This window comes from Candidatus Poriferisocius sp., assembly GCF_965214065.1.
In the GTDB taxonomy this organism is placed as follows: domain Bacteria; phylum Actinomycetota; class Acidimicrobiia; order Acidimicrobiales; family Bin134; genus Poriferisocius.
In genome coordinates, this window is record NZ_CBDCAT010000025.1 from 261,111 (window position 1) to 279,020 (window position 17,910).

General features: G+C 66.3%; 17 protein-coding genes. 3 read left to right on the forward strand and 14 right to left on the reverse strand.

All coding sequences use genetic code 11. The features are described 5' to 3' along the window. Nucleotides 1–4: 4 nt before the first annotated feature. Nucleotides 5–2,560 (reverse strand): glycoside hydrolase family 2 TIM barrel-domain containing protein, encoded by a 2,556-nt coding sequence (locus ACOOGG_RS04015; protein WP_420432533.1) that lies wholly within the window; start codon nucleotides 2,558–2,560, stop codon nucleotides 5–7. Between ACOOGG_RS04015 and ACOOGG_RS04020 the strand changes: the two genes are divergently transcribed. Continuing rightward, nucleotides 2,559–3,533 (forward strand): Gfo/Idh/MocA family protein, encoded by a 975-nt coding sequence (locus ACOOGG_RS04020; RefSeq protein WP_420432535.1) that lies wholly within the window; start codon nucleotides 2,559–2,561, stop codon nucleotides 3,531–3,533. The genes ACOOGG_RS04015 and ACOOGG_RS04020 overlap by 2 nt on opposite strands. Nucleotides 3,534–3,561: 28 nt before the next feature. Here the strand turns inward: ACOOGG_RS04020 and ACOOGG_RS04025 are convergent, their stop codons facing one another. The 7 genes from ACOOGG_RS04025 to ACOOGG_RS04055 all read right to left on the reverse strand — a co-directional run bounded on the left by ACOOGG_RS04025 (nucleotide 3,562) and on the right by ACOOGG_RS04055 (nucleotide 11,456). Further along, on the reverse strand, nucleotides 3,562–5,139 hold the full coding sequence (locus tag ACOOGG_RS04025; protein ID WP_420432537.1) for an AMP-binding protein: 1,578 nt from the start codon (nucleotides 5,137–5,139) through the stop codon (nucleotides 3,562–3,564). 96 nt (nucleotides 5,140–5,235) lie between these two features. Further along, entirely contained in the window at nucleotides 5,236–6,255 is a 1,020-nt protein-coding gene (locus ACOOGG_RS04030; protein WP_420432539.1) for a cyclase family protein, read from the reverse strand. 179 nt (nucleotides 6,256–6,434) lie between these two features. Continuing rightward, nucleotides 6,435–7,412 carry an acyl-CoA dehydrogenase family protein gene (locus ACOOGG_RS04035; protein ID WP_420432541.1) on the reverse strand — a complete coding sequence of 326 codons (978 nt, stop codon included), beginning with the start codon at nucleotides 7,410–7,412 and terminating at the stop codon, nucleotides 6,435–6,437. Next, the gene (locus tag ACOOGG_RS04040; RefSeq protein ID WP_420432614.1) at nucleotides 7,409–8,551 is read right to left on the reverse strand and encodes an acyl-CoA dehydrogenase family protein; all 1,143 of its coding nucleotides are present in this window, start codon (nucleotides 8,549–8,551) and stop codon (nucleotides 7,409–7,411) included. The genes ACOOGG_RS04035 and ACOOGG_RS04040 overlap by 4 nt, the downstream gene beginning before the upstream one ends. Before the next feature lie 20 nt (nucleotides 8,552–8,571). Beyond that, the gene (locus ACOOGG_RS04045; RefSeq protein ID WP_420432543.1) at nucleotides 8,572–8,907 is read right to left on the reverse strand and encodes a hypothetical protein; all 336 of its coding nucleotides are present in this window, start codon (nucleotides 8,905–8,907) and stop codon (nucleotides 8,572–8,574) included. A 2-nt stretch (nucleotides 8,908–8,909) separates the two neighbouring features. Beyond that, nucleotides 8,910–10,220 carry an aromatic ring-hydroxylating oxygenase subunit alpha gene (locus tag ACOOGG_RS04050; RefSeq protein WP_420432545.1) on the reverse strand — a complete coding sequence of 437 codons (1,311 nt, stop codon included), beginning with the start codon at nucleotides 10,218–10,220 and terminating at the stop codon, nucleotides 8,910–8,912. 9 nt (nucleotides 10,221–10,229) lie between these two features. Further along, nucleotides 10,230–11,456, reverse strand: coding sequence for an amidohydrolase family protein (locus tag ACOOGG_RS04055; RefSeq protein ID WP_420432547.1), 1,227 nt, complete (start codon nucleotides 11,454–11,456; stop codon nucleotides 10,230–10,232). Nucleotides 11,457–11,553: 97 nt separating this feature from the next. Between ACOOGG_RS04055 and ACOOGG_RS04060 the strand changes: the two genes are divergently transcribed. Next, nucleotides 11,554–12,870 carry an amidohydrolase family protein gene (locus ACOOGG_RS04060; protein WP_420432549.1) on the forward strand — a complete coding sequence of 439 codons (1,317 nt, stop codon included), beginning with the start codon at nucleotides 11,554–11,556 and terminating at the stop codon, nucleotides 12,868–12,870. Nucleotides 12,871–12,874: 4 nt separating this feature from the next. Continuing rightward, nucleotides 12,875–13,528, forward strand: a complete 654-nt coding sequence (locus ACOOGG_RS04065) for a TetR/AcrR family transcriptional regulator (protein ID WP_420432551.1) — start codon at nucleotides 12,875–12,877, stop codon at nucleotides 13,526–13,528. Here the strand turns inward: ACOOGG_RS04065 and ACOOGG_RS04070 are convergent. Genes ACOOGG_RS04070 through ACOOGG_RS04095 form a run of 6 tightly spaced genes read right to left on the reverse strand, consistent with a single transcriptional unit; the run spans nucleotide 13,513 to nucleotide 17,896 of the window. After that, nucleotides 13,513–13,812, reverse strand: coding sequence for a 2Fe-2S iron-sulfur cluster-binding protein (locus tag ACOOGG_RS04070; protein ID WP_420432616.1), 300 nt, complete (start codon nucleotides 13,810–13,812; stop codon nucleotides 13,513–13,515). The two genes, ACOOGG_RS04065 and ACOOGG_RS04070, sit on opposite strands and share 16 nt — an antisense overlap. Beyond that, a complete protein-coding gene (locus tag ACOOGG_RS04075; protein ID WP_420432553.1) occupies nucleotides 13,809–14,240 on the reverse strand; it encodes a nuclear transport factor 2 family protein in 432 nt (143 codons plus the stop codon). The genes ACOOGG_RS04070 and ACOOGG_RS04075 overlap by 4 nt, the downstream gene beginning before the upstream one ends. Nucleotides 14,241–14,243: 3 nt before the next feature. Continuing rightward, entirely contained in the window at nucleotides 14,244–15,464 is a 1,221-nt protein-coding gene (locus ACOOGG_RS04080) for a CaiB/BaiF CoA transferase family protein (RefSeq protein WP_420432555.1), read from the reverse strand. Nucleotides 15,465–15,500: 36 nt separating this feature from the next. Then, the gene (locus ACOOGG_RS04085; RefSeq protein ID WP_420432557.1) at nucleotides 15,501–15,989 is read right to left on the reverse strand and encodes a VOC family protein; all 489 of its coding nucleotides are present in this window, start codon (nucleotides 15,987–15,989) and stop codon (nucleotides 15,501–15,503) included. A gap of 7 nt (nucleotides 15,990–15,996) precedes the next feature. Then, nucleotides 15,997–16,488, reverse strand: coding sequence for a VOC family protein (locus ACOOGG_RS04090; RefSeq protein WP_420432559.1), 492 nt, complete (start codon nucleotides 16,486–16,488; stop codon nucleotides 15,997–15,999). Nucleotides 16,489–16,516: 28 nt separating this feature from the next. Next, the gene (locus ACOOGG_RS04095; RefSeq protein WP_420432560.1) at nucleotides 16,517–17,896 is read right to left on the reverse strand and encodes an amidohydrolase family protein; all 1,380 of its coding nucleotides are present in this window, start codon (nucleotides 17,894–17,896) and stop codon (nucleotides 16,517–16,519) included. Between the last annotated feature and the right edge of the window lie 14 nt (nucleotides 17,897–17,910).

Consider the following 17,910-nt stretch of genomic DNA (forward strand, 5'->3'; position numbering starts at 1 on the left):
GCGGTCAGCCTTCGTTGATGGTGAGTCGGCAGGTTGCGGGAGCCAGGCCGCCGGTGGAGAAGGTGAGGTCGACCGTTCCCGGGCCGGTGGGGCGGATGACGGCCAGGGCTTGGCCGTCGTAGGTGGTGCAGGTAGCGGACCCGAAGGGCTCGGTGGACTGGTGGTCGGCGCTGGCGAAGCCCTGGATGACGGCGGGGCCCTCTATGGTGACCTTCACCGGTCGGTTCGCCACCGGATTTACGATGCCGTCGGCGTCAGTCAGGCGAACAGAGGTGTAGGCCAAGTCGGTGTCGCCCGAGGTGATCTCGGCGCGGTCGGCCTCGGCCACCAGTTGCAGCGGGCCCGAGGCGCTGCGCAACGCGGTCCGGGCCGTTTCCTGGCCCTCGGAGTAGGCGATGGCCACCAGCTCGCCGGGCTCATAGGCCGCCGCGAACTTGGCGCGGAATTCGTCGGTGGTCTGGCGGCCCAGTGACTGGCCGTTGAGCACCAACTCGACCTCGTCGTCGGCCGAGTACACCTCGACGTCCACCGTGGTGCCCTCAAATCCGTCCCACGACCAGCTGTCGATGGTGTCGCTCCACGACCACGGGCCGGAGTAGGCGATCTGCTTGTGGGCGTGGGTCGGCCGCTGCACGGCGATGAACGGCTCTTGGCGCAGACCGAAGACGATCTCCCGGAAATAGGAGGCTGGCCGCCGAACTCCGGTGATGTGGATGTCGCCGGTGTGGGCCACCAGCCAGGGAAACGGTGCGACCACGCCGGGAACGCCTGCGTCCACTGGGGCTTCGTCGTCGTAGCCGATGCGGCCGATGCCCGCCTCGCCCAGGTAGTCCCAGCCGGTCCAGGTGAAGTCGCCGATCAGATGGGGGTGGGCGCATATGACCGGCCAGTCTTTGCCCAGGTCGGTCACATTGGTCTCTGAGCCGACGATCACCCGGTTGGGGAACAGCTCGTGGTCGACGAGATAGCGGTTGGAGACGTAGTTGTAGCCCACCACATCGAGCGAGGCGCTCACCTCCTCGAGGCCATCGGCGATAATCGGCGACTGCATTACCTGGTCCTTCACCATGGCCCACATGGCCATCTGGGTGTTGACTCCCTGCGGCTCGGCCTCTTCAGCTGAGGGCGAGGGTGAGGCCACGTCGGATGGGTCCGGAGTTTCCATCAGTCCGAGGATCTCGGGGATCTTGGCAATCAGCCCGCGGATGGCCAGCATCGGCTGCACCCCGGTGGTGACGTAGCGATGGGGATCCAACGAGCGGACGTGCTCGGCGATGTCGCGGGCTCGGGCGGCGCCGAGGGGCGAGCCGACCTCGGGGATCTCGTTGCCGGTGGAGTAGAGCACCACGCTGGGATGGTTGCGGTCTTTGCGCACCAGGTTGGCCACGTCGGTGTGCCACCGCTCATCGAATCGAAGAGCGAAGTCGTGGTTCACCTTGTTCTCGGTCCACATGTCCCAGGTCTCGTCCATCACGATCACACCGTGGCGGTCGCAGGCATCCAACATGGCCCGGCTCATCGGGTTGTGGGCGCTTCGCAGGGCGTTGAACCCGGCGGCCTTGAGCAACTCCACCCGGCGCTCCTCGGCCCGGCTGATGGTGGCGGCGCCGATGGGCCCGTTGTCGTGGTGGACGCATGCGCCCCGCAGCTTCACCGTCTCGCTGTTGACGCGCAGACCGTGGGCTGGGTCGAGCTGGAGCGACCGGATGCCGAAGGCGGTGACGTCGGAGTCCAACTCAGAGCCAGCTTCGGCCACCTTGGTGGTGCAGGAGTAGAGGTGGGGCTGGTCGGGGCTCCAACGGGCCGGGTCGGCTACTGCCAGCCGCTGGCGGGCTGTGGCTGTGGTGTGGGGGCGAAGGGTCACAGGGATGTTTCCCGAGGCGACAGCCTCGCCAGCGGGGTCGCGCACCTCGCACGACACTCGTACCGTCACCGTGTGGGCGGTGTCGTTCTGCACTTCGGCGGCAACCTCCACCACCGCGCCGTGGCCGTCTATCTCCGGGGTGGTGATCCATACCCCGTCGATGGCCAGGTGTATCGGGTTCTTCGCCCACAGATGGACGGGCCGGTAGATGCCCGCGCCGGAATACCACCGGGAATCCTCGCCAGCCCGGCAATCCACCTTGATGGTGTTCTCCTCGCCGTAGCGCAGGAACGGGTCGAGGTCGACGATGAACTCGGCATAGCCATTGGGCTCGGAAGCGGCGAAGTCGTCATTCACATAGACCATGGTGTCGCGGTACACGCCCTCGAATTGAAGGGCGACCCTGCGGTCGCGCCACTCGGCCGGGACTTCGAATGCCTTGGTGTACTCCCACACCCCGCCGGGGAAATAGCCGATGTCGTGGGAAGCGGATGGGTCGCGCTCCGTGCCGATCATGGCGTCGTGGGGCAGCGTCACCGGCTCGGGCGTGCTCTTTGCCCCGGTCAACTCCGAAAACGGGTTTTGCTTGGGTCGCACTTGCCAGCCCGCATTGAACGACGATCGCATCGGCACCTCCAGCGACACAGGGTAGGGGAATGGCCTACAACAGCACTTGTCGCGGTAGCGTCCGGCCATGACTGTTCGATGGGGAATTGCCGGGCCAGGGGGCATTGCCGTTGGGTTTGCCAACGGGCTCCAGTTGCTAGACGACGCCGAGCTTCACGCCGTTGGATCGCGCTCGGCCGACCGGGCGGCAGATTTCGCTGCCAAGTACGGGGCGCCCGCGGCCTACGGCAGCTACGAGGATCTTGCCGTCGATCCAGACGTCGACGCGGTATATGTGGCCACCCCCCAGTCTCGCCACGAGCAGGACACGCTGATGTTCTTGGAAGCGGGCAAACCGGTGTTGTGCGAGAAGCCGTTCGCCCTCAACCAGGCCCAGAGCCAGCGGATGATCGATACCGCCCGGGAGCAGGGACTGCTGCTGATGGAGGCAATGTGGAGCCGCTTCCTCCCTGCTTACCGGGTGCTGGCCGAGCTGCTTGGGGAGCAGGCCATCGGACAGCCCCAACTGGTGGAGGCCGACTTCGGGTTCCACCAGCCGCTCGATCCCGACCACCGGCTGTACGACCTCGAGCGGGGCGGCGGGGGGCTCCTGGATCTGGGGGTTTACCCCGTGCAATTCGCCTCGTTGGTACTCGGCCCGCCGACCAGCGTGGCGGCCCAGGGCCGGATCGGCGAGACCGGGGTGGACGAGCAGGTGGCCGCCGTTTTGGGTCACGCCGGCGGCGAACTTGCGGTGGTCAAGGCCGCCATCGCCACCAATTTGGGCTGCACCGCCCGTATCGCCGGCACCGAGGGCACCATCGAGATCCCCGCATTCATGCACTGCCCGGCGTCGCTCACGGTGGTTCGGGGATTTGACCGGGAAGATATCGACGGCTCCTGGGAGGGCGACGGCCTCCGTTTCCAAGTGGACGAGTTCCACCGCTGCCTGGCCGCTGGCGAACTGGAGAGCCCGGTGATCTCCCACGCCGAGACTCTGTCGATCATGGGCACCCTCGACCAGATCCGCCACCAGATCGGCCTGCGATTTCCCGGGGAGTAAGGGTCGGCGATTCCCTGCTGGCGGGAGGCTAGAGGGCGCCTTGGCGGAGCTGTGCCCTCAGGTCGATCTTTCGGATCTTGCCTGAAGCGGTGCGGGGAAAGTCGGCCACTACACGCAGCTCCTCGGGCCACTTCTGGCGGGCCAGTCCTGCTTGCTCCAGGTGGGGGATTAGGGCGGGCAGGTCGATGGGGTCGGTCCCCGGCAGCAGGCGGACCGCGGCGCAAGCGTGCTCTCCGAGGCGTTCGTCGGGGGCGGCCACCACCGCCACCTCGGCCACACCGGGCACCCTGGCGATGACCTCCTCGATCTCGGCTGCCGACAGGTTCTCTCCGCCGCGGATGATGATGTCCTTCACCCGGTCGGTGATGGTCAAACAGCCATGCTCATCGAGCACCCCGATGTCGCCGGTGTGATACCAGCCGTCGTCGTCGAAGGCGACGTTGAGGTCGGGATTGGTGTAGCCCAGGCACAGCTCGGGGCCCCGGGTCACGATCTCGCCGGGTATGCACGCGGGCAGATCGTTGCCGTCTTCGTCGACGATTCGCATCTCAACTCCGGGCCGGGCCCGCCCGTCGGTGTTGTGGCGAAGCTCGGCCGGGTCTTCGTACTGCAAGCCGGTAACCGATGGGTGCTCGGTGGATCCATAGGCCCGGATGATCTTGATGCCCAGTGATTCGGCCCGCTGGCCCACTGCGCCAGGCACTGGAGCTCCTCCCAGCCCCACCCGGTTCATCTTGGCGGCGTGTTCGGGGGTGAAGTCGGGATGGTCGAGCAGGCTGGTGAGAAAGATCGAGGCGCCCACCCCGCCGCCGATGTCGTAGGCCAGCATCACCTCAAGGGCGTGGCCCGGATCCCACCGGTCGGTCAGATGGATGTCGCTGCCGATGTGCAGGGGGCCGAGAACTCCGCCCAGCATTCCGGTGGCATGGGCCACCGGCGAGCCCATCAGGTTGGGCCGATTGCTGGTCATCCACCCCGCCATGTGCTGAAGCTCGCTCAGCAGAGTGCGGTGGTCGTGGATGGCGCCTTTGGGATCGCTGGTGGTGCCCGAGGTGTAGGCCAGCACTGCCACATCATCGTCGGACAGATGGGGCAGCTCGGCGGCTGGTTCACATCCCGCCAGCTCATCCCACCCAACCCGGCGCACACCTTCGGGAGCGGGCCGGCCGGCTCCGTCGCCGACCACGAGGTGAAGCCGAAGGCCAACCCCCTCGGAGAGGTCCACGATGTCGGAGTAGTCCACATGGCCGTGGGCCGTCGGCGAGATATAGGCCACCGCGCCGCACTCTTTGAGGATGAACGACACCTCCTTGCGACCGTAGATGTGGGTGATCGGCACCAAGATGTAGCCGCCCATGGCCAACCCAGTGAAGGCCACCACCGCCTCACGCCAGTTGGGGACCTGAAACGCCACCACCCCGCCCGGTGCGATCCCCTCGCGGCGCAAAAGCGACACCAGCCGACGGGCTTCGGCATCGATGTCGGAGTAGGTGCCGTGCCAGTCGTGGGTTCGGGAATGGATGTGTACCCCGGCATCGGGCGCGGCGGCCAGCCACTCGGCCACCCGTCCACCGAGAGTGTCCCCGGTCCACCACCCCTCGCTCACATAGCGCTTCTGCAAGTGGCCGGGCACTATACGTAATGACCACTGTGTTCCGGTCATGTTTGCTCTTCTGGAAGAGAGCCGCCGTTCACTGGATGCTCACTTGAGGGCGATGGGATTTATGGGCGAGCCCACCGCGCCGGGGATGTTGAGCGGCGGGGCAACCAGCATGAACTCGTAGCGGCCGTCGTCGGCGCAGTCGGCAGCCAGTTCGTCGAGCACCCAGAACTCGCCCAGGGGCAGCCCCCGGTCGACCAGCGCACCGCAGTGGACGGGGTGCTTGCGGGCCTCGGGGTCTTCGGGAACCAGCACCTCAACGGCGATGGTGTCGGAAGCCATCGCCGAGATGTCATTGCGATCGCACCAGTCGAGCGCGTCCACTCCGATGCCCGGCGAGCCGCCGAAGTACTCCCCTTGTTGGTCGGGGGTGAATGCCGGATCCCACAAGGCCATGTAGCCAGTGCGGATCAAAGCGATGTCGCCGGGCTCCACTGAGCTTCCTTGGAGCTCGGCACAGCGATCCAGCATGGCCGAGTCGATGACCGTGGCCGGCGCCAGCGGATCGAAGCCCTCGCTGCGGGCCAGGTCCAACAGCACCGCCCGGCCCACGAAGCTCTCCCGGTGGTTCTCGATGCCCAGCACCGAGGCGCCCCCGTAGGCAGTGACGTTGCCCGCCCAGTAGCCGTTGTACATGGTGTCCCGGTAGATCACGTGGGCGAAGCCGTCCCACTGGGTGGAGCCCTGAAGGGGCATCTGGAACATGTCGTCGTTCCACTGGAAGTCGGGATCAGCCGCGCTATAAGGGGAGCCAACCACCTGGTCGGACCCGGACATCATGAACCAGTGCAGCGGCGCCGGGCGGGTATGGAACCGGGGGCCGCTGGCGTCGATGGGCAGGGCCAAGGAGAAAACCCTTCCCGTTTGCACCAGCGATGCGGCCCGAACCCGTTGGTCGGGCCCGATGAGGTTCTGGGTGCCGCGCTGGTCGTCGCCTCCCCAGCGCCCCCAGTTGTTGGGTCCATCGGGCACATAGCCGCCAACCACCTTGCCGTTGTCGTCCACGGTGTAGTCGGGGGCTGTCCAGTGCTTGGCGTAGCTTGCGTAGTCGTCTCGACCCATGAGTCCTCCTAGTGGTCCGTCTGTGAATTGGCAGGTGCGGATTGCGACGGCAGCGGCGTTCCTCGCAAGGCGCACCGACGCAGCCATACCCGGAGCGTACGGCAAGGAGGAGCAACGCCGCGAGGGGCGTCGATGCCTAGCAGGACGCCCTGCTCAATTTGCAGACGGACCACTAACGGTCAGAGCTGGATGAGGCGGGGGGCGCTGCCCTGCGACAGGAGTTTGTTTCCAATCTCGGTGGGGAGCGACTTGGCCGAGCCGAACAGGGTGTCGATCACCAGAGTCCGTTTCATCCAGCGGTGGAACTGGTGTTCAGCGGTGAAGCCGATCCCGGCCAGCACCTGCTGGGCGTGATCCGCAGTGGTGAGGGCGGCTTGACCAGCCAGCGACTTGGCCAGCGCGGCCAAAAGCGGATCGGGATCGTGAAGGCAACCTTGGGCCACCGAGGCGGCTCCCTCTATTTGGACCAGCGATTCGGCCAGCTTGTGGCGGATGGCTTGGAACGACGCCACAGCGCGTCCGAATTGCACGCGGTCGATGGCGTGTTGTCGGGCCTCGACCAGCATCCACCGGGCCCCGCCGATGAGCTGATGAGCCAGTGCCACCTGGGCAGCGGACACGGCTGGCTCCCAGTTGCCCCTCGTTGCCAGCGGTGTCAGGGCGTCGGCCGCAATCTCCATGGACAACCGGCGGTAGGCGTGGCCAGGGTCCACCCCTTTGGCTGCGGATACGTGCAGCAATGCGGCATCGACAGTGGTTGCTACAGCCCCGTCTCCATTCTCCACAGCCAGCACCGCGGTATTCGCTCTTTCTAGGCGGGCCGACACCAGCCCATCGATCACCACGGTGTCACCCCTGCGCTGTGCTGGGGCAGTTGCCTGGTGGGGGGAGGGGAACACAACGCAGGTATCCGGAGAAACGGCGATACCCAGCGCATGGGCCACCACGTCGTCGAGCAAGCTGGCGGCCGAATTGGATTTTCCGAGGGCGCTGAACGCGGTGGCCGCCCCCTTGGTAGGCGAAGCATCGAGCAACTCGGCCCACCCGAGGTCGTAGAGCGCTTGATCGGCCTCGCCCGGGCTGGGCGCTTCAGCCATGGCCGCCTCGAATCCGGTAGCCAGCAGCGCTAGGTCGTCGGCTTCGACGAAATCGCTCATGACTCTGGCCCCAAATCAAGCAATCGTCGGGCGACAATGTTGCGCTGGATTTCTGCGGTGCCCCCGTAGATGGGTGCAGCCTTGGAATAGAGGTAGTCGGTTCGCCACATGGCCGCGTCGAGATCGTCGTCGAACTCCACCGCGCCTCCGAACAGGTCGCGGGCCGCCTCGAACAGCTCCAGTTCGGCCGATGTGATGAGGATCTTGTCGATCGACGTCTCCACGCCGAGCTGCTGGCCGCCGGCTAAGCGGTGCTGGGTATCTCGGGATCGGCTGCGGAATGCGATCAGCGACTGGAACGCCTGGCCGAGGGCCTTGGCCGCGGTATCGCTGCGGTCGCCTAGAGCCGCCACCTGGGCCACCAGGTCGGAGCAGCGCCGGTGCAGCAGGGCTCCCCGGTGCCAGAACGTGGTGGACCGCTCGTAGGGGAGGATGTCCATGGCCACCTGCCATCCCCCGTTCTCCTCGCCGATGAGCCGATTGGAGGGCACAAACACCTCGTCGTAGTACACCTCGGCGAAGTCATGCCTCCCGTGCATGGTCTCGATGGGGCTGAAGGTGATGCCGGGGGAGTCCACGTCCACCAGCAAGGCGGTGATGCCCCGATGGGCGCTGCCCGGCTCTCCCGTGCGGACCAGCAGCACGCAGCGCTGGGCGTACTGGATGAAGCTGGTCCAGATCTTCTGGCCGCTCACCACCCAGCCGCCGTCGGTCTTGGCCGCCCGGCACGATATGGAGGCCAGGTCGCTGCCCGCGTCTGGCTCGGAGAATCCTTGGCACCACATTTCGTCGCCGCGGATGAACGGCGGCACCAGGTTGGCGGCAATCTCGGGCCGGGCTAAATCGATGACAGTGGGGGCCAGCACTTCGATCATCGTCCAGGGGCTGGGGTCGGCCAGCCCCCGCAGGTTGATCTCCTCGCCGACGATGGCTCGCAGAAGCGGGGATCCTCCCAGCCCGTTGACCGATTCCGGCCATCCGTAGCGGCCGAATCCGGCATCGTAGAGGGCCCGTTTGACGTGGGAGTAGTGGGCCAATTGCTCGTCCATCGTGCCCGCGCCCTCGTACGGCGGGGCCAGCTCTTCGGCGTTGGCGTCGAGCCATTCCTCTAGTTCGCGCCGAAATGTCGCGGTATCCATTGCTGCCAAGACGATTGACGTTACAGCGGTGGCTCGCGGACCATCTCCAAGTCAGCCGATCCGCTGTCAGGGACGCGGGGCTGGCGCCATGCCTCGACCGGGAACGACGCCTCGCACAGGGAGAACGCCAGCAGCAGCAGGTTGCGGGCGTCGTCGGGCAGGTTGTCGAGATCGAAGCTGTCGCAGTGCTCGAGGATCTCGGTCAGCCGGGGCATCATGGCATCGTAGAAGGCCTGCATCTCGTCCATCGACGAGGCTAGGCGCTTCTCGTAGCGCTCCCGCCAAGTGTCGAGAGCCCAATCGGCGAAGGGGGCGAGGTCGGCGAAGTCGGCGGGAAGTGCCGCGGTGTAGCTCATCGTCACTCCCCGTTGGCTGACGTCGGGGCCGGCATCCATGGGTAGCTGTTCGGGCGGCCACCGGCTTTCACCTGCTCTCGAACCGCGGCGTGGTGGTGGCGGCAGAGGATCTCCTGGTCGTTGAGCATAAAGGTGTCCACCACCTCGCTCTCGATCATGGTCTGGGTGGCCTCCAGGGTGTTGGCGTCTTGGAAGGCGTACTCCTTGAAGGTGGAGAAGGCGAATTCTTGGGCGGCGCGCTGGCTGGCGTTCTCGGGCGGGGCGAAGTTGAGGGTCGTCTCGAAAAGGTGCTTGCTGGGCCCGAGCGGCCAATAGGTGTAGGTGAGGTACCAGCCCGTCTCCCAGAACAGGATCATGAAGTTGGGCCAGACCAAAAACGAGTCGATGCCCCACGCCCGGTGCTTCGACGGGTTGAGCAGCGGCGGGAGATCTCGGTTGTCGTTTACCACAGCAGGCTTGTCCCAGGGGCCGAACAGCCCGCTGCGCAGCAGGTTCTCGATGGGCTTGACCATGCTGGGATCTTTGGGGGGCGACATGCCGCCCCACGACGACACCATCGAATGGGGGCTGAACAGTTCGTAGTGGAGGCCCTCGAAGCCGAAGCTGGCCAGTTTGGCGGCTTCCTCGGCGGCGGCCTGGCGTTGGTGCAGAACCGGGGCGTGGTAGAACTCGACGAAGGCGTCGATGAACAGCTTCCAGTTGCTGTCGATCTCCGAGCGCACCTCGTAGGTCTGGGTCATCTCTCCGAACGGGTATCCGGCGAGCCCGTCGGCCAGCGGGGATAAGGCCTCGGCCAGCGTCTGGCGGGGCTCGGAGTAGAGGTTCACGAAGATGAATCCCTCCCACACGTCGCAGGCCACCGGCACCAGCCCGAGGGCGTCCTTGTCCACGTCGAAGAACTCCTCTTCTTGTTGGATGAACGCGAGCGAGCCGTCGAGGTCGTAGCGCCAGCCGTGGTACTTGCAGGAGAACTGGCGGCATACCCCGGATGTCTCCTCGTTGGGGTAGTCGTCCCACACCAGTTTGTTCCCCCGGTGTCGGCACACGTTGTAGAACGCCCGCACAGCGCCCTCGCGGTCTTTGACCACCACGATGCTCCGCTTGGCCCAGGGGAACTCCTTGGTGAAGTAGCTGCCGGTGCGTCCCAGGCGCTCGACGCGCCCCACGCAAAGCCACTCCTTCTTGAAGATGGTGTCGATCTCCTGCTGCCAGTAGTCGGGGTCGTAGGAGTCTTTGTATGACACCGGGCTGGTTCCCAGGCCGGGATAGTGCTCGGTCCAGCTGCCCTCGGCTGGTTTGGGAAAGTGGGGCATGGGGCCTCCTTAGTGCCTGTAGACCTGGCCGTTTTTCATCACGAACTGCACACGCTGGATCTCGGCTAGCGGGTTGCCGGGCATCCCGATGACGTCGGCCAGCATCCCGGGGGCGATGCGACCTAGATCGGGGGCGTCGATGAGGTCGGCGCTGACTGTGGTGGCGGCTCGAATGGCCCCCAGCGGGGTCATGCCCCGCTTCACCAGGGTCGCCAGTTCCTCGGCGTTGCGACCGTGCCAGATGGCCGGGGCGTCGCTGCCGGTGGCGATCTTCACTCCGGCCTCAATGGCTTTCGATATTGTCTGGCGCGCCTTGGGAAATACCTCAGCCGCCTTCGCCTGGAGCTCAGGCGGTTGGTTGCTCACATCCCAGTTCTCAGTCAGCGCCGTGGTACTCACCAGAAACGTGCCGGTGTCCGCCATGAGCTGGATGGTGTCGTCTTCCATCAAAAAGCCGTGCTCGATGCAGTCGATTCCTGCCTCGATGGCCGAGCGGACGGCCTGGTCGCCATGGCAGTGGGTGGCCACCTTGAGCCCTCGGCGATGGGCCTCGTCGGCAATGGCGGCCAGCTCCTCGGTGGAGTACTGCTGGGCCCCGGCTGGCCCGGTGTGCGACATCACGCCGCCGGAGCCGCAGCACTTGATCACCTGAGCGCCGTATTTGATCTGGTAGCGCACGGCCCGGCGAATCTGGTCGATGCCGTCGGCCACCCCCTCTTCCACCGCTATCGGCAAGGCGTCGGGGCCGAGGGCCTGGAACATGGTGGGGTCGAGGTGGCCGCCGGTAGGGGTGATGGCGTGGCCGGCCGGAACGATGCGGGGACCGTCCACCCAGCCGGCCTCGATGGCCTCGCCTAGGGCCACGTCGAGCAGGTAGCCCCCCGTCTTCACGAACAGGCCCAGGTTCCGCACGGTAGTGAATCCGGCTCGCAGGGTGCGGCGGGCGTTGGCGACAGCGCGCAGTGTCATCTTGGCCGGGTTGGCCTGCACCGAATCGAACAGCCCGGCTCCTGGCCCGCCCATGAACAAGTTGACCTCCATGTCCATGAGGCCGGGCAGCAGGGTGAGCTCGGGAAGCTCGATGACCTCTTCGCAGTCGCTGGCGATGTCCTGGTCGGCGCCGACTTCGGCGATGCGGTTGCCCTCCACCCGCACAAAGCCGGGTTCGATGATGTCGCCGGTATCGATGTCGAGCACCCCTCGCCCGTGCAGGGCGATGGTCGTAGGGTTGTGCATCGCGGTTCCTTTCCGGAGACTGGGAATGCAATTGCGATAATAGGGGAATCTCATTCCCAGCCTAACCTTGACCCAGATTCGCACCTAGGAGGCGGTCATGGCATTTGCCCCCGATGAACTCACACTCATCAGCGTCGACGACCACATCATCGAGCCTCCTGACCTTTTTGACGCCCATCTTCCCGAGCGGTTCAAGGCTCACGCCCCTCGCATCGTCCGCCGCGACGACGGCGCCGACGTTTGGCGGTTCGGCGAGGTCGAGGTGCCCAACGTGGCGTTGAACGCGGTGGCCGGGCGGCCCAAGGAGGAGTACGGGGTGGAGCCCCAGTCGCTGGACGAGATCCGGCCGGGCTGCTTCATGGTGGACGAGCGGATCAAGGATATGAACGCCTGCGGGGTGCTGGCGTCGATGAACTTCCCGTCGTTTCCCGGCTTTGCCGCCCGGCTGTTCGCGGTTGACGACGAGGAGTTCGGCCTGGCTCTGGTGAGGGCCTACAACGACTGGCACATAGACGAGTGGTGCGGGGCCCATCCGGGGCGGTTCATCCCCATGGCGCTGCCGGTTATCTGGGATGCGCAGATGTGCGCCGCCGAGGTGCGCCGAGTGGCCGACAAGGGATGCCATTCGCTGTCGTTCACCGAGAACCCCGCGGCCCTGGGCTATCCGAGCTTCCACGACGAGTATTGGGATCCGCTGTGGTCGGCGGTGTGCGACACCGACACGGTGCTGTCGATCCACCTGGGGTCATCGGGCCAGCTCTGCTTCCCGGCGCCCGACTCGCCCCCTGATGTGATGATCACGCTTCAGCCCATGAACATCCAGTCGGCCGCCGCCGATTTGCTGTGGTCGCGGGTGCTCAAGGAGTTCCCCGCCATCCGCATCGCTTTGTCGGAGGGGAGCACCGGCTGGGTGCCCTACTTCTTGGAGCGGGTCGACCGCACCTACGACATGCACCACCGCTGGACTGGCCAGGACTTCGGCGGACGGATGCCCAGCGACGTGTTCCGCGAGCACTTTCTCACCTGCTTCATCTCCGACCACACCGGGGTGTACCTGCGGAACCAGATCGGCATCGACAACATAAGCTGGGAGTGCGACTACCCCCACAGCGACTCGGCTTGGCCCGATGCCCCAGAGGAGCTGGCCCAGCTCATGGGCGAGGCCGGGGTGACCGAGATCGAGGCGGCCAAGATCACCCACGAGAACGCCATGAGGTGGTACTCGTTCGACCCCTTCGCCCATGTGCCCCGCGAGCAGGCCACCGTAGGGGTGCTGCGAGAGGCGGCTGCTGGGCACGACGTGAGTATCCGGGCGATGAGCAATCGAGAGAAGCTGACTGCTACGCAAGTCCAGGCCCGCTGGCAGAACATGGGCCAAGGCGGTGCCGGGACCGGCGCTGAGCGGGCCAGCTAGGGCGATGAAGGTAGACGAGTGGGCTGGCGACACGGTATGGCGGGATCGGGCCATTGAGCGCTCGACTCGCAACGCCCGGGAGCGGGCGGCCAAGCGTGTACAGCAGTTCCTTGATGCAGCTCGCGATGTGATCGCGGCGAAGGCTTCGACGGAGTTCACCGTTCAAGAGGTGGTCGACCAGTCCAAGCAGTCGGTGCGGAGCTTCTACCAGTACTTTGACAGCAAGCACGAGCTTCTGTTGGTGCTGTTCGAAGAGGAGATGGGCATCGCGGTGGCCCGCATCCGAGAGGCCACCGCCGACGGCGACCCGCTAGAACGGCTGGAGCAGGTGGTGCTGATGCTGTACGACCTGTGCGCGCCGGGGCGAGTGTCTGAGCAGCCGCTTTTTGCCGAGTTTGCCCAGCGGCTCTTAGTGGACCACCCCGAGGAGGTGGTGGCCGCCTATGCCCCGGCGACCGAGTACGTGGCTGAGATCGTGGCCGAGATCGGCGAAGCTGGACTGCTGCGTAAGGGCCGTCCTCGTCGGCTGGCGGCGATCGTGCTCCAGACCGCCACCGTCACCGCCGGCCGGAGCACCGGGGTGCACCAACCGATCACCGGGGAAGAGGTCTGGCAGTTCTGCCTCCACGCCATCGTCCCCGATCACAAACTGTCGTAGTCGATCACCGCGTCGCAGTCGGGGACTGACTGGCAGGTGAGGATGAAACCCTCATCCACCTCGTCGGGTTCCAACGCCTCGTTGGCCCGCATAGTGACACTTCCCTCCGCGAGAAACGCCATGCAGGTGGCACAGTTGCCAGCCTCGCAAGAGAACGGCGGGCTGAGCCCAGCCCTCCGGGCCGACTCCAGCACCGTGTCGCCTTCCACGTAGTCCATGGAGCGGCGCTTGCCCCGGTAGATGATGGTCAAGTTGATGGGTTTGCTCACTTTGGTCGCTTTCAGCCCGCTGCCGGCTCGGGGCGGTCGGGGTCGTGGGGGCGGCCGGCGTCGCGGGCGCCGCTGCGGCGCAGGAAGGTCATGGAGCGGGTGGCCAACCGCCAGCCCCTGTCGGTGCGGCGGTAGGCGTCGTTGTAGTAGCCGATCCGCATGTCGTGGTTGGTCTGGTCGACGAAGCACAGCGGCTGGGTTCCGGTGGCCTCGTCGCCGTCGAGGTCGATTTCGGGGGGGCCGACCAAAAACAGCCCTTTCGGGGCGGCGGCCACCAGCCGGGGGAAATCAGCCAGAGCGTACTCTTCGCCGAATGCGCTGTAGGTGCCGTCTGCGGTGAACACCTCTATGACGGTGTCGATGTCGTCTTTGGTCATGCCGACGGCATAGCGGGCGAGCAATTGCTCGATCTCGATGATGTCGGCCATCTGGGCTTGGTCCATGGCTCAGGGGATCACATTCTGGAGTTTGAGTTCGATGATCTGGTCGTAGTCGAGGCCTAGGATCCGCTGGAGGACCTCGTCGCCGTGCTCGTTGAACTCGGGGGCCCGGAGGGGGGTAGCCGGCTGACCGCCGTACTGCACCGGGGGCGACACCAGGGTGAAGGGGTGGCCCTCTGCTGACTCGTAATGCTGCACGTAGCCGTTGGCCACTGCCTGGGGGTCGACGGCCACTTCGAGAGTGTCCTGCACCACCGCCCATTGCCCGGAGAAGTGCTCCAGGGCTTCGCGCCATTCGGCCAGAGTGCGCTCGGCGAAGGCTTCGGCCAGCAGCTCCACACCCGCTGCCGCATTTTCGGTGATGGCCGCGGCGTCGGCGAACCTTTCGTCTTCGGCCAGTTCGGGGCGACCCACCACCGCGCAGGTCTCAGCCCAGTACTTGCCCGCTTGCAGGCAGGTGAGGAAGATGAACCGGCCGTCCTTGGTGCGATAGATGTTGCTCAGCGGATTGCGAATGGGCATGTCCTTGGGGCGGCCCCGCCACGGGGTCTGGTGCTGGAGTGACATGGCGATGGTGGCGCCCATCGACCACATTCCTACGCCGAGCAGGGACACATCCACGGTGGTGGCCTGACCGGTGCGCTCCCGGTGGAACAGGGCGCCCATGATGCCCCCGGCAATGGTCATGGCACCGATGGAGTCGCCGAACGCCGGCCCTGGAGGGCCGACCACCTGATCGTCGTCAGGAGGAGAGAGCGCGGCGGCCACGCTGGAGCGAGACCAGTAGGCGAGCGAGTCGTACGAGCCCTTGTTGCGGTCGGGCCCCTTCTCGCCCTGGCCGCCGCCGCACACGTAGATGATGTCGGAATTGTGGGCTCGAATCTCGTCGAGGTCGATGCGCAGCTTCTGGCGGACGCTGGGCAGCTTGTTGGTGAGGAACACGTCGCTGGCCTCAGCCAGTCGGTACAAGATGTCGAGGCCTGCCTCGGAGGTCAGGTCGAGGCCGAGGCTCTGCTTGCCCCGGTTGGAGTGCTCCAGCAGCACGTGGGCCCCGCCTCCCAGCGACACCGTGCCGCTGGACGCCAGGCCCCGCATGGCGTCGCCCCGCTCCACATGCTCGATCTTGACCACCTCCGCGCCCCACTCGGCCAACAGGGCCGAAGCAGCGGGCACGAAGGTGTGCTCGGCCACCTCAAGGATGCGGACACCTTGCATGACGTCGGTCATTGGGACCTCCCGGTCAGGTGCAGCAGAGCTGTGGGCTCAGCTCTGCTGTTGAGCCAGTTCGCGGGCCAGGGCGTAGACGCCCTGGTCGTAAGAGAACTCCACCATGTTCCCGTCGGGGTCGGCCAGCATGCAGATGTAGCCGATGGGGGGCGGCATGTCGGTGGGGGGCATGGCCAGACACCCGCCGGCGCTTCCCTTGGCGGCCGCTTCCTCGACTGCCTCCCGGCTGGTGAGCTCCATGCCCAGGTGGGCGAAGGGGGTCAGTTTGGCGATGGGCGAGCCTTTGAACGGGTCGGTATCGGGGAAGAACTGGGCCAGCACCAAGATGAACGGCGAGTCGGGGGAATCGCCGTGGCCCAGCCAGGCCCCGTAGCCCATGTCGTCCTCGCGCCGGTCCAGCAGGCGCATGGGGGTGTAGGTGGTGTACCAGTCGATCGTGGCGTCCATGTCGGCCACCCGCAGGGCGATGTGGGTCCAGCGGGCGGCCGGCGGATGGACGTCGTAGACGGGATCTTGGTCTGTCACGGCAGCCTTACTCGTTGGTCCAGCCGTCGGGGATCTGCGGGTCGTCGCCGCCCTTGGTCCATAACATGAGCGTGTTGCCCCAGGGGTCTTTGAAGGCGGCGTTGAACCCGTTGAACTCGGCCCAATAGTGATCGCGCCACAGCTCAGTGGCCCCCCGGGCCACGGCCCGGTCCATGATGGCGTCGGAGGAGTCATCGTCGCTCACCAGGATCCAGATCCGCACGGTGCGGCCGTCCTCAGAAAGGCTGCGGGGCTCCACGCCGGCGGGGTCGGGATGGGGGCGGGCGTTGGCCGCGTTGTGGATCCCCATGTGCAGGTTGCCGATCTCGCTCTGGGAGCCGTCGTCCAGTTGGAAGTTCTGGCCGGGGACGATCCGGTGGAACACACCTGCGGGGCGGGGCTCCACCTCCCAGCCGAAGACCTCGTGGTAGAAGGCGGCTGAGGCCTCAGGGTCATCGGAGGGGAAGTCAACGAAGATAAGAGTGTTTGGATAGGTCATCGTTCCTATTTCTAGTTCATCCTCGGGGTCATCGCAGGGGCCAGAGCGAGCGCGGTTGGATACCGGACCGCTCGATGAGGGATCGGGCGGCTAGGCGGGCCTCGGCTTGCAGCAAGTCGACGTCCACCGTGGTGCAGCGGCCGTCAGCCACCACCAGTCGGCCATCGATTAGAACGTCGGCGACTGAGCGGCCTCCGCCCGCCCACACCAGTTGCAAGATCGGGTCGGGGCTCGGCGGCTGCCACTGGATGCCGGAGCGGTCGATCACCACGATGTCGGCGGTTTTGCCCGCTTCCAGGGAGCCGATCCGGTCGGCCATGCCCACCGCCTCGGCCCCGGCAATGGTCAACATCTCGAAGGCGTGGTGGGCGCCGAACTCTGTGGGGTCGGCGGAGGTGTCTTTGGCCAGACCGGCGAAAAGAGCCGCGGCCCGCAGACCGTCGATGGCGTCGCCGGCGTTCTCGGTGTCGCAGCCCAGCGCCATCCGGCCGCCCCGTCGCCACAGGTCCAGGTGGGCGAAGCGCTCGGTGAGCCCTTGGCCCAGCCGGAGATAGGCCCACGGGCAGGAGGCCACCGCAGTACCGGTGCGTACCAGGGTTTCCAACTCGGCGTCGTCGATGTGTACGGCGTGGCCCACCAGCACGTTGGGGCCGAGCACCCCCAGGCGGTCGAGGTGAACTAGCGGGCGGAGGCCGGTGCGCTCCAGGTAGCTGTTGGCGTCGTCGGGGGTGGGGGAGAGGTGGAAGCTGAGCCTGCTCCCCGTGGTGCGGGCCAGGTCGGCAGCCGTGGTCAACAAGTCGTCGGACATCAAGTCGTGGCCCACCAGGGTGACCGACGCCTCCACCAGTCCGCCGGGCGGGTATTTCTTCAACAGATCCCGTTGGGCTTCGATCACCTCGTCAACCGGGCCTGATTGGGGCAGGCCGTCGGCGTCCGACCCCCAGCGGCCGATGGCCCCCCGAACACCCACCGCGGCCATAGCCTGGGCCACCCGGTCGGGGTGGGCCACCGTGCCGGCGTCGATAACGGTGGTGATCCCGTTGGTGGCCGCCTCAATCAGCCCCAAGGTGGCGGACAGCTCGTCGTCGCCGCCGGTGACGTGATTGTGGACGGGCACGATCCACTCGAAGATGGCCGCGCCGGGGGGCAGGTCGTCGGGTATGGCCGAGGCCACCAGCCGGTCGGCGGTCAGGTGCTGATGGGCGTTGACGAAGCCGGGAGTGACCAGCGATCCCGGAGAGCCCCGCTCCGGCGAGTCGGGGAATTGCCGCCGGATGTCGTCGGCCTTGCCCACCGCGGCGATTGCGTTGCCGGTCACCGCCACTGCGCCGTCCGCAACGATGGTGCGCTCGGCGTCCATGGTCACGATGTCGCCGGTGATAACCCAATCAGCCGTGGCCACGCCCATCGACCCTACTGGCG

Excerpts from the sequence above, each read along its gene's own strand:
- ACOOGG_RS04020 (WP_420432535.1), top strand. The coding sequence starts at position 2,559 with ATGACTGTTCGATGGGGAATTGCCGGGCCAGGGGGCATTGCCGTTGGG.
- ACOOGG_RS04015 (WP_420432533.1), bottom strand. The coding sequence starts at position 2,560 with ATGGCCGGACGCTACCGCGACAAGTGCTGTTGTAGGCCATTCCCCTAC.
- ACOOGG_RS04030 (WP_420432539.1), bottom strand. The coding sequence starts at position 6,255 with ATGGGTCGAGACGACTACGCAAGCTACGCCAAGCACTGGACAGCCCCC.
- ACOOGG_RS04035 (WP_420432541.1), bottom strand. The coding sequence starts at position 7,412 with ATGAGCGATTTCGTCGAAGCCGACGACCTAGCGCTGCTGGCTACCGGA.
- ACOOGG_RS04040 (WP_420432614.1), bottom strand. The coding sequence starts at position 8,551 with ATGGATACCGCGACATTTCGGCGCGAACTAGAGGAATGGCTCGACGCC.
- ACOOGG_RS04045 (WP_420432543.1), bottom strand. The coding sequence starts at position 8,907 with ATGAGCTACACCGCGGCACTTCCCGCCGACTTCGCCGACCTCGCCCCC.
- ACOOGG_RS04050 (WP_420432545.1), bottom strand. The coding sequence starts at position 10,220 with ATGCCCCACTTTCCCAAACCAGCCGAGGGCAGCTGGACCGAGCACTAT.
- ACOOGG_RS04055 (WP_420432547.1), bottom strand. The coding sequence starts at position 11,456 with ATGCACAACCCTACGACCATCGCCCTGCACGGGCGAGGGGTGCTCGAC.
- ACOOGG_RS04060 (WP_420432549.1), top strand. The coding sequence starts at position 11,554 with ATGGCATTTGCCCCCGATGAACTCACACTCATCAGCGTCGACGACCAC.
- ACOOGG_RS04065 (WP_420432551.1), top strand. The coding sequence starts at position 12,875 with ATGAAGGTAGACGAGTGGGCTGGCGACACGGTATGGCGGGATCGGGCC.
- ACOOGG_RS04075 (WP_420432553.1), bottom strand. The coding sequence starts at position 14,240 with ATGGACCAAGCCCAGATGGCCGACATCATCGAGATCGAGCAATTGCTC.
- ACOOGG_RS04080 (WP_420432555.1), bottom strand. The coding sequence starts at position 15,464 with ATGACCGACGTCATGCAAGGTGTCCGCATCCTTGAGGTGGCCGAGCAC.
- ACOOGG_RS04090 (WP_420432559.1), bottom strand. The coding sequence starts at position 16,488 with ATGACCTATCCAAACACTCTTATCTTCGTTGACTTCCCCTCCGATGAC.
- ACOOGG_RS04095 (WP_420432560.1), bottom strand. The coding sequence starts at position 17,896 with ATGGGCGTGGCCACGGCTGATTGGGTTATCACCGGCGACATCGTGACC.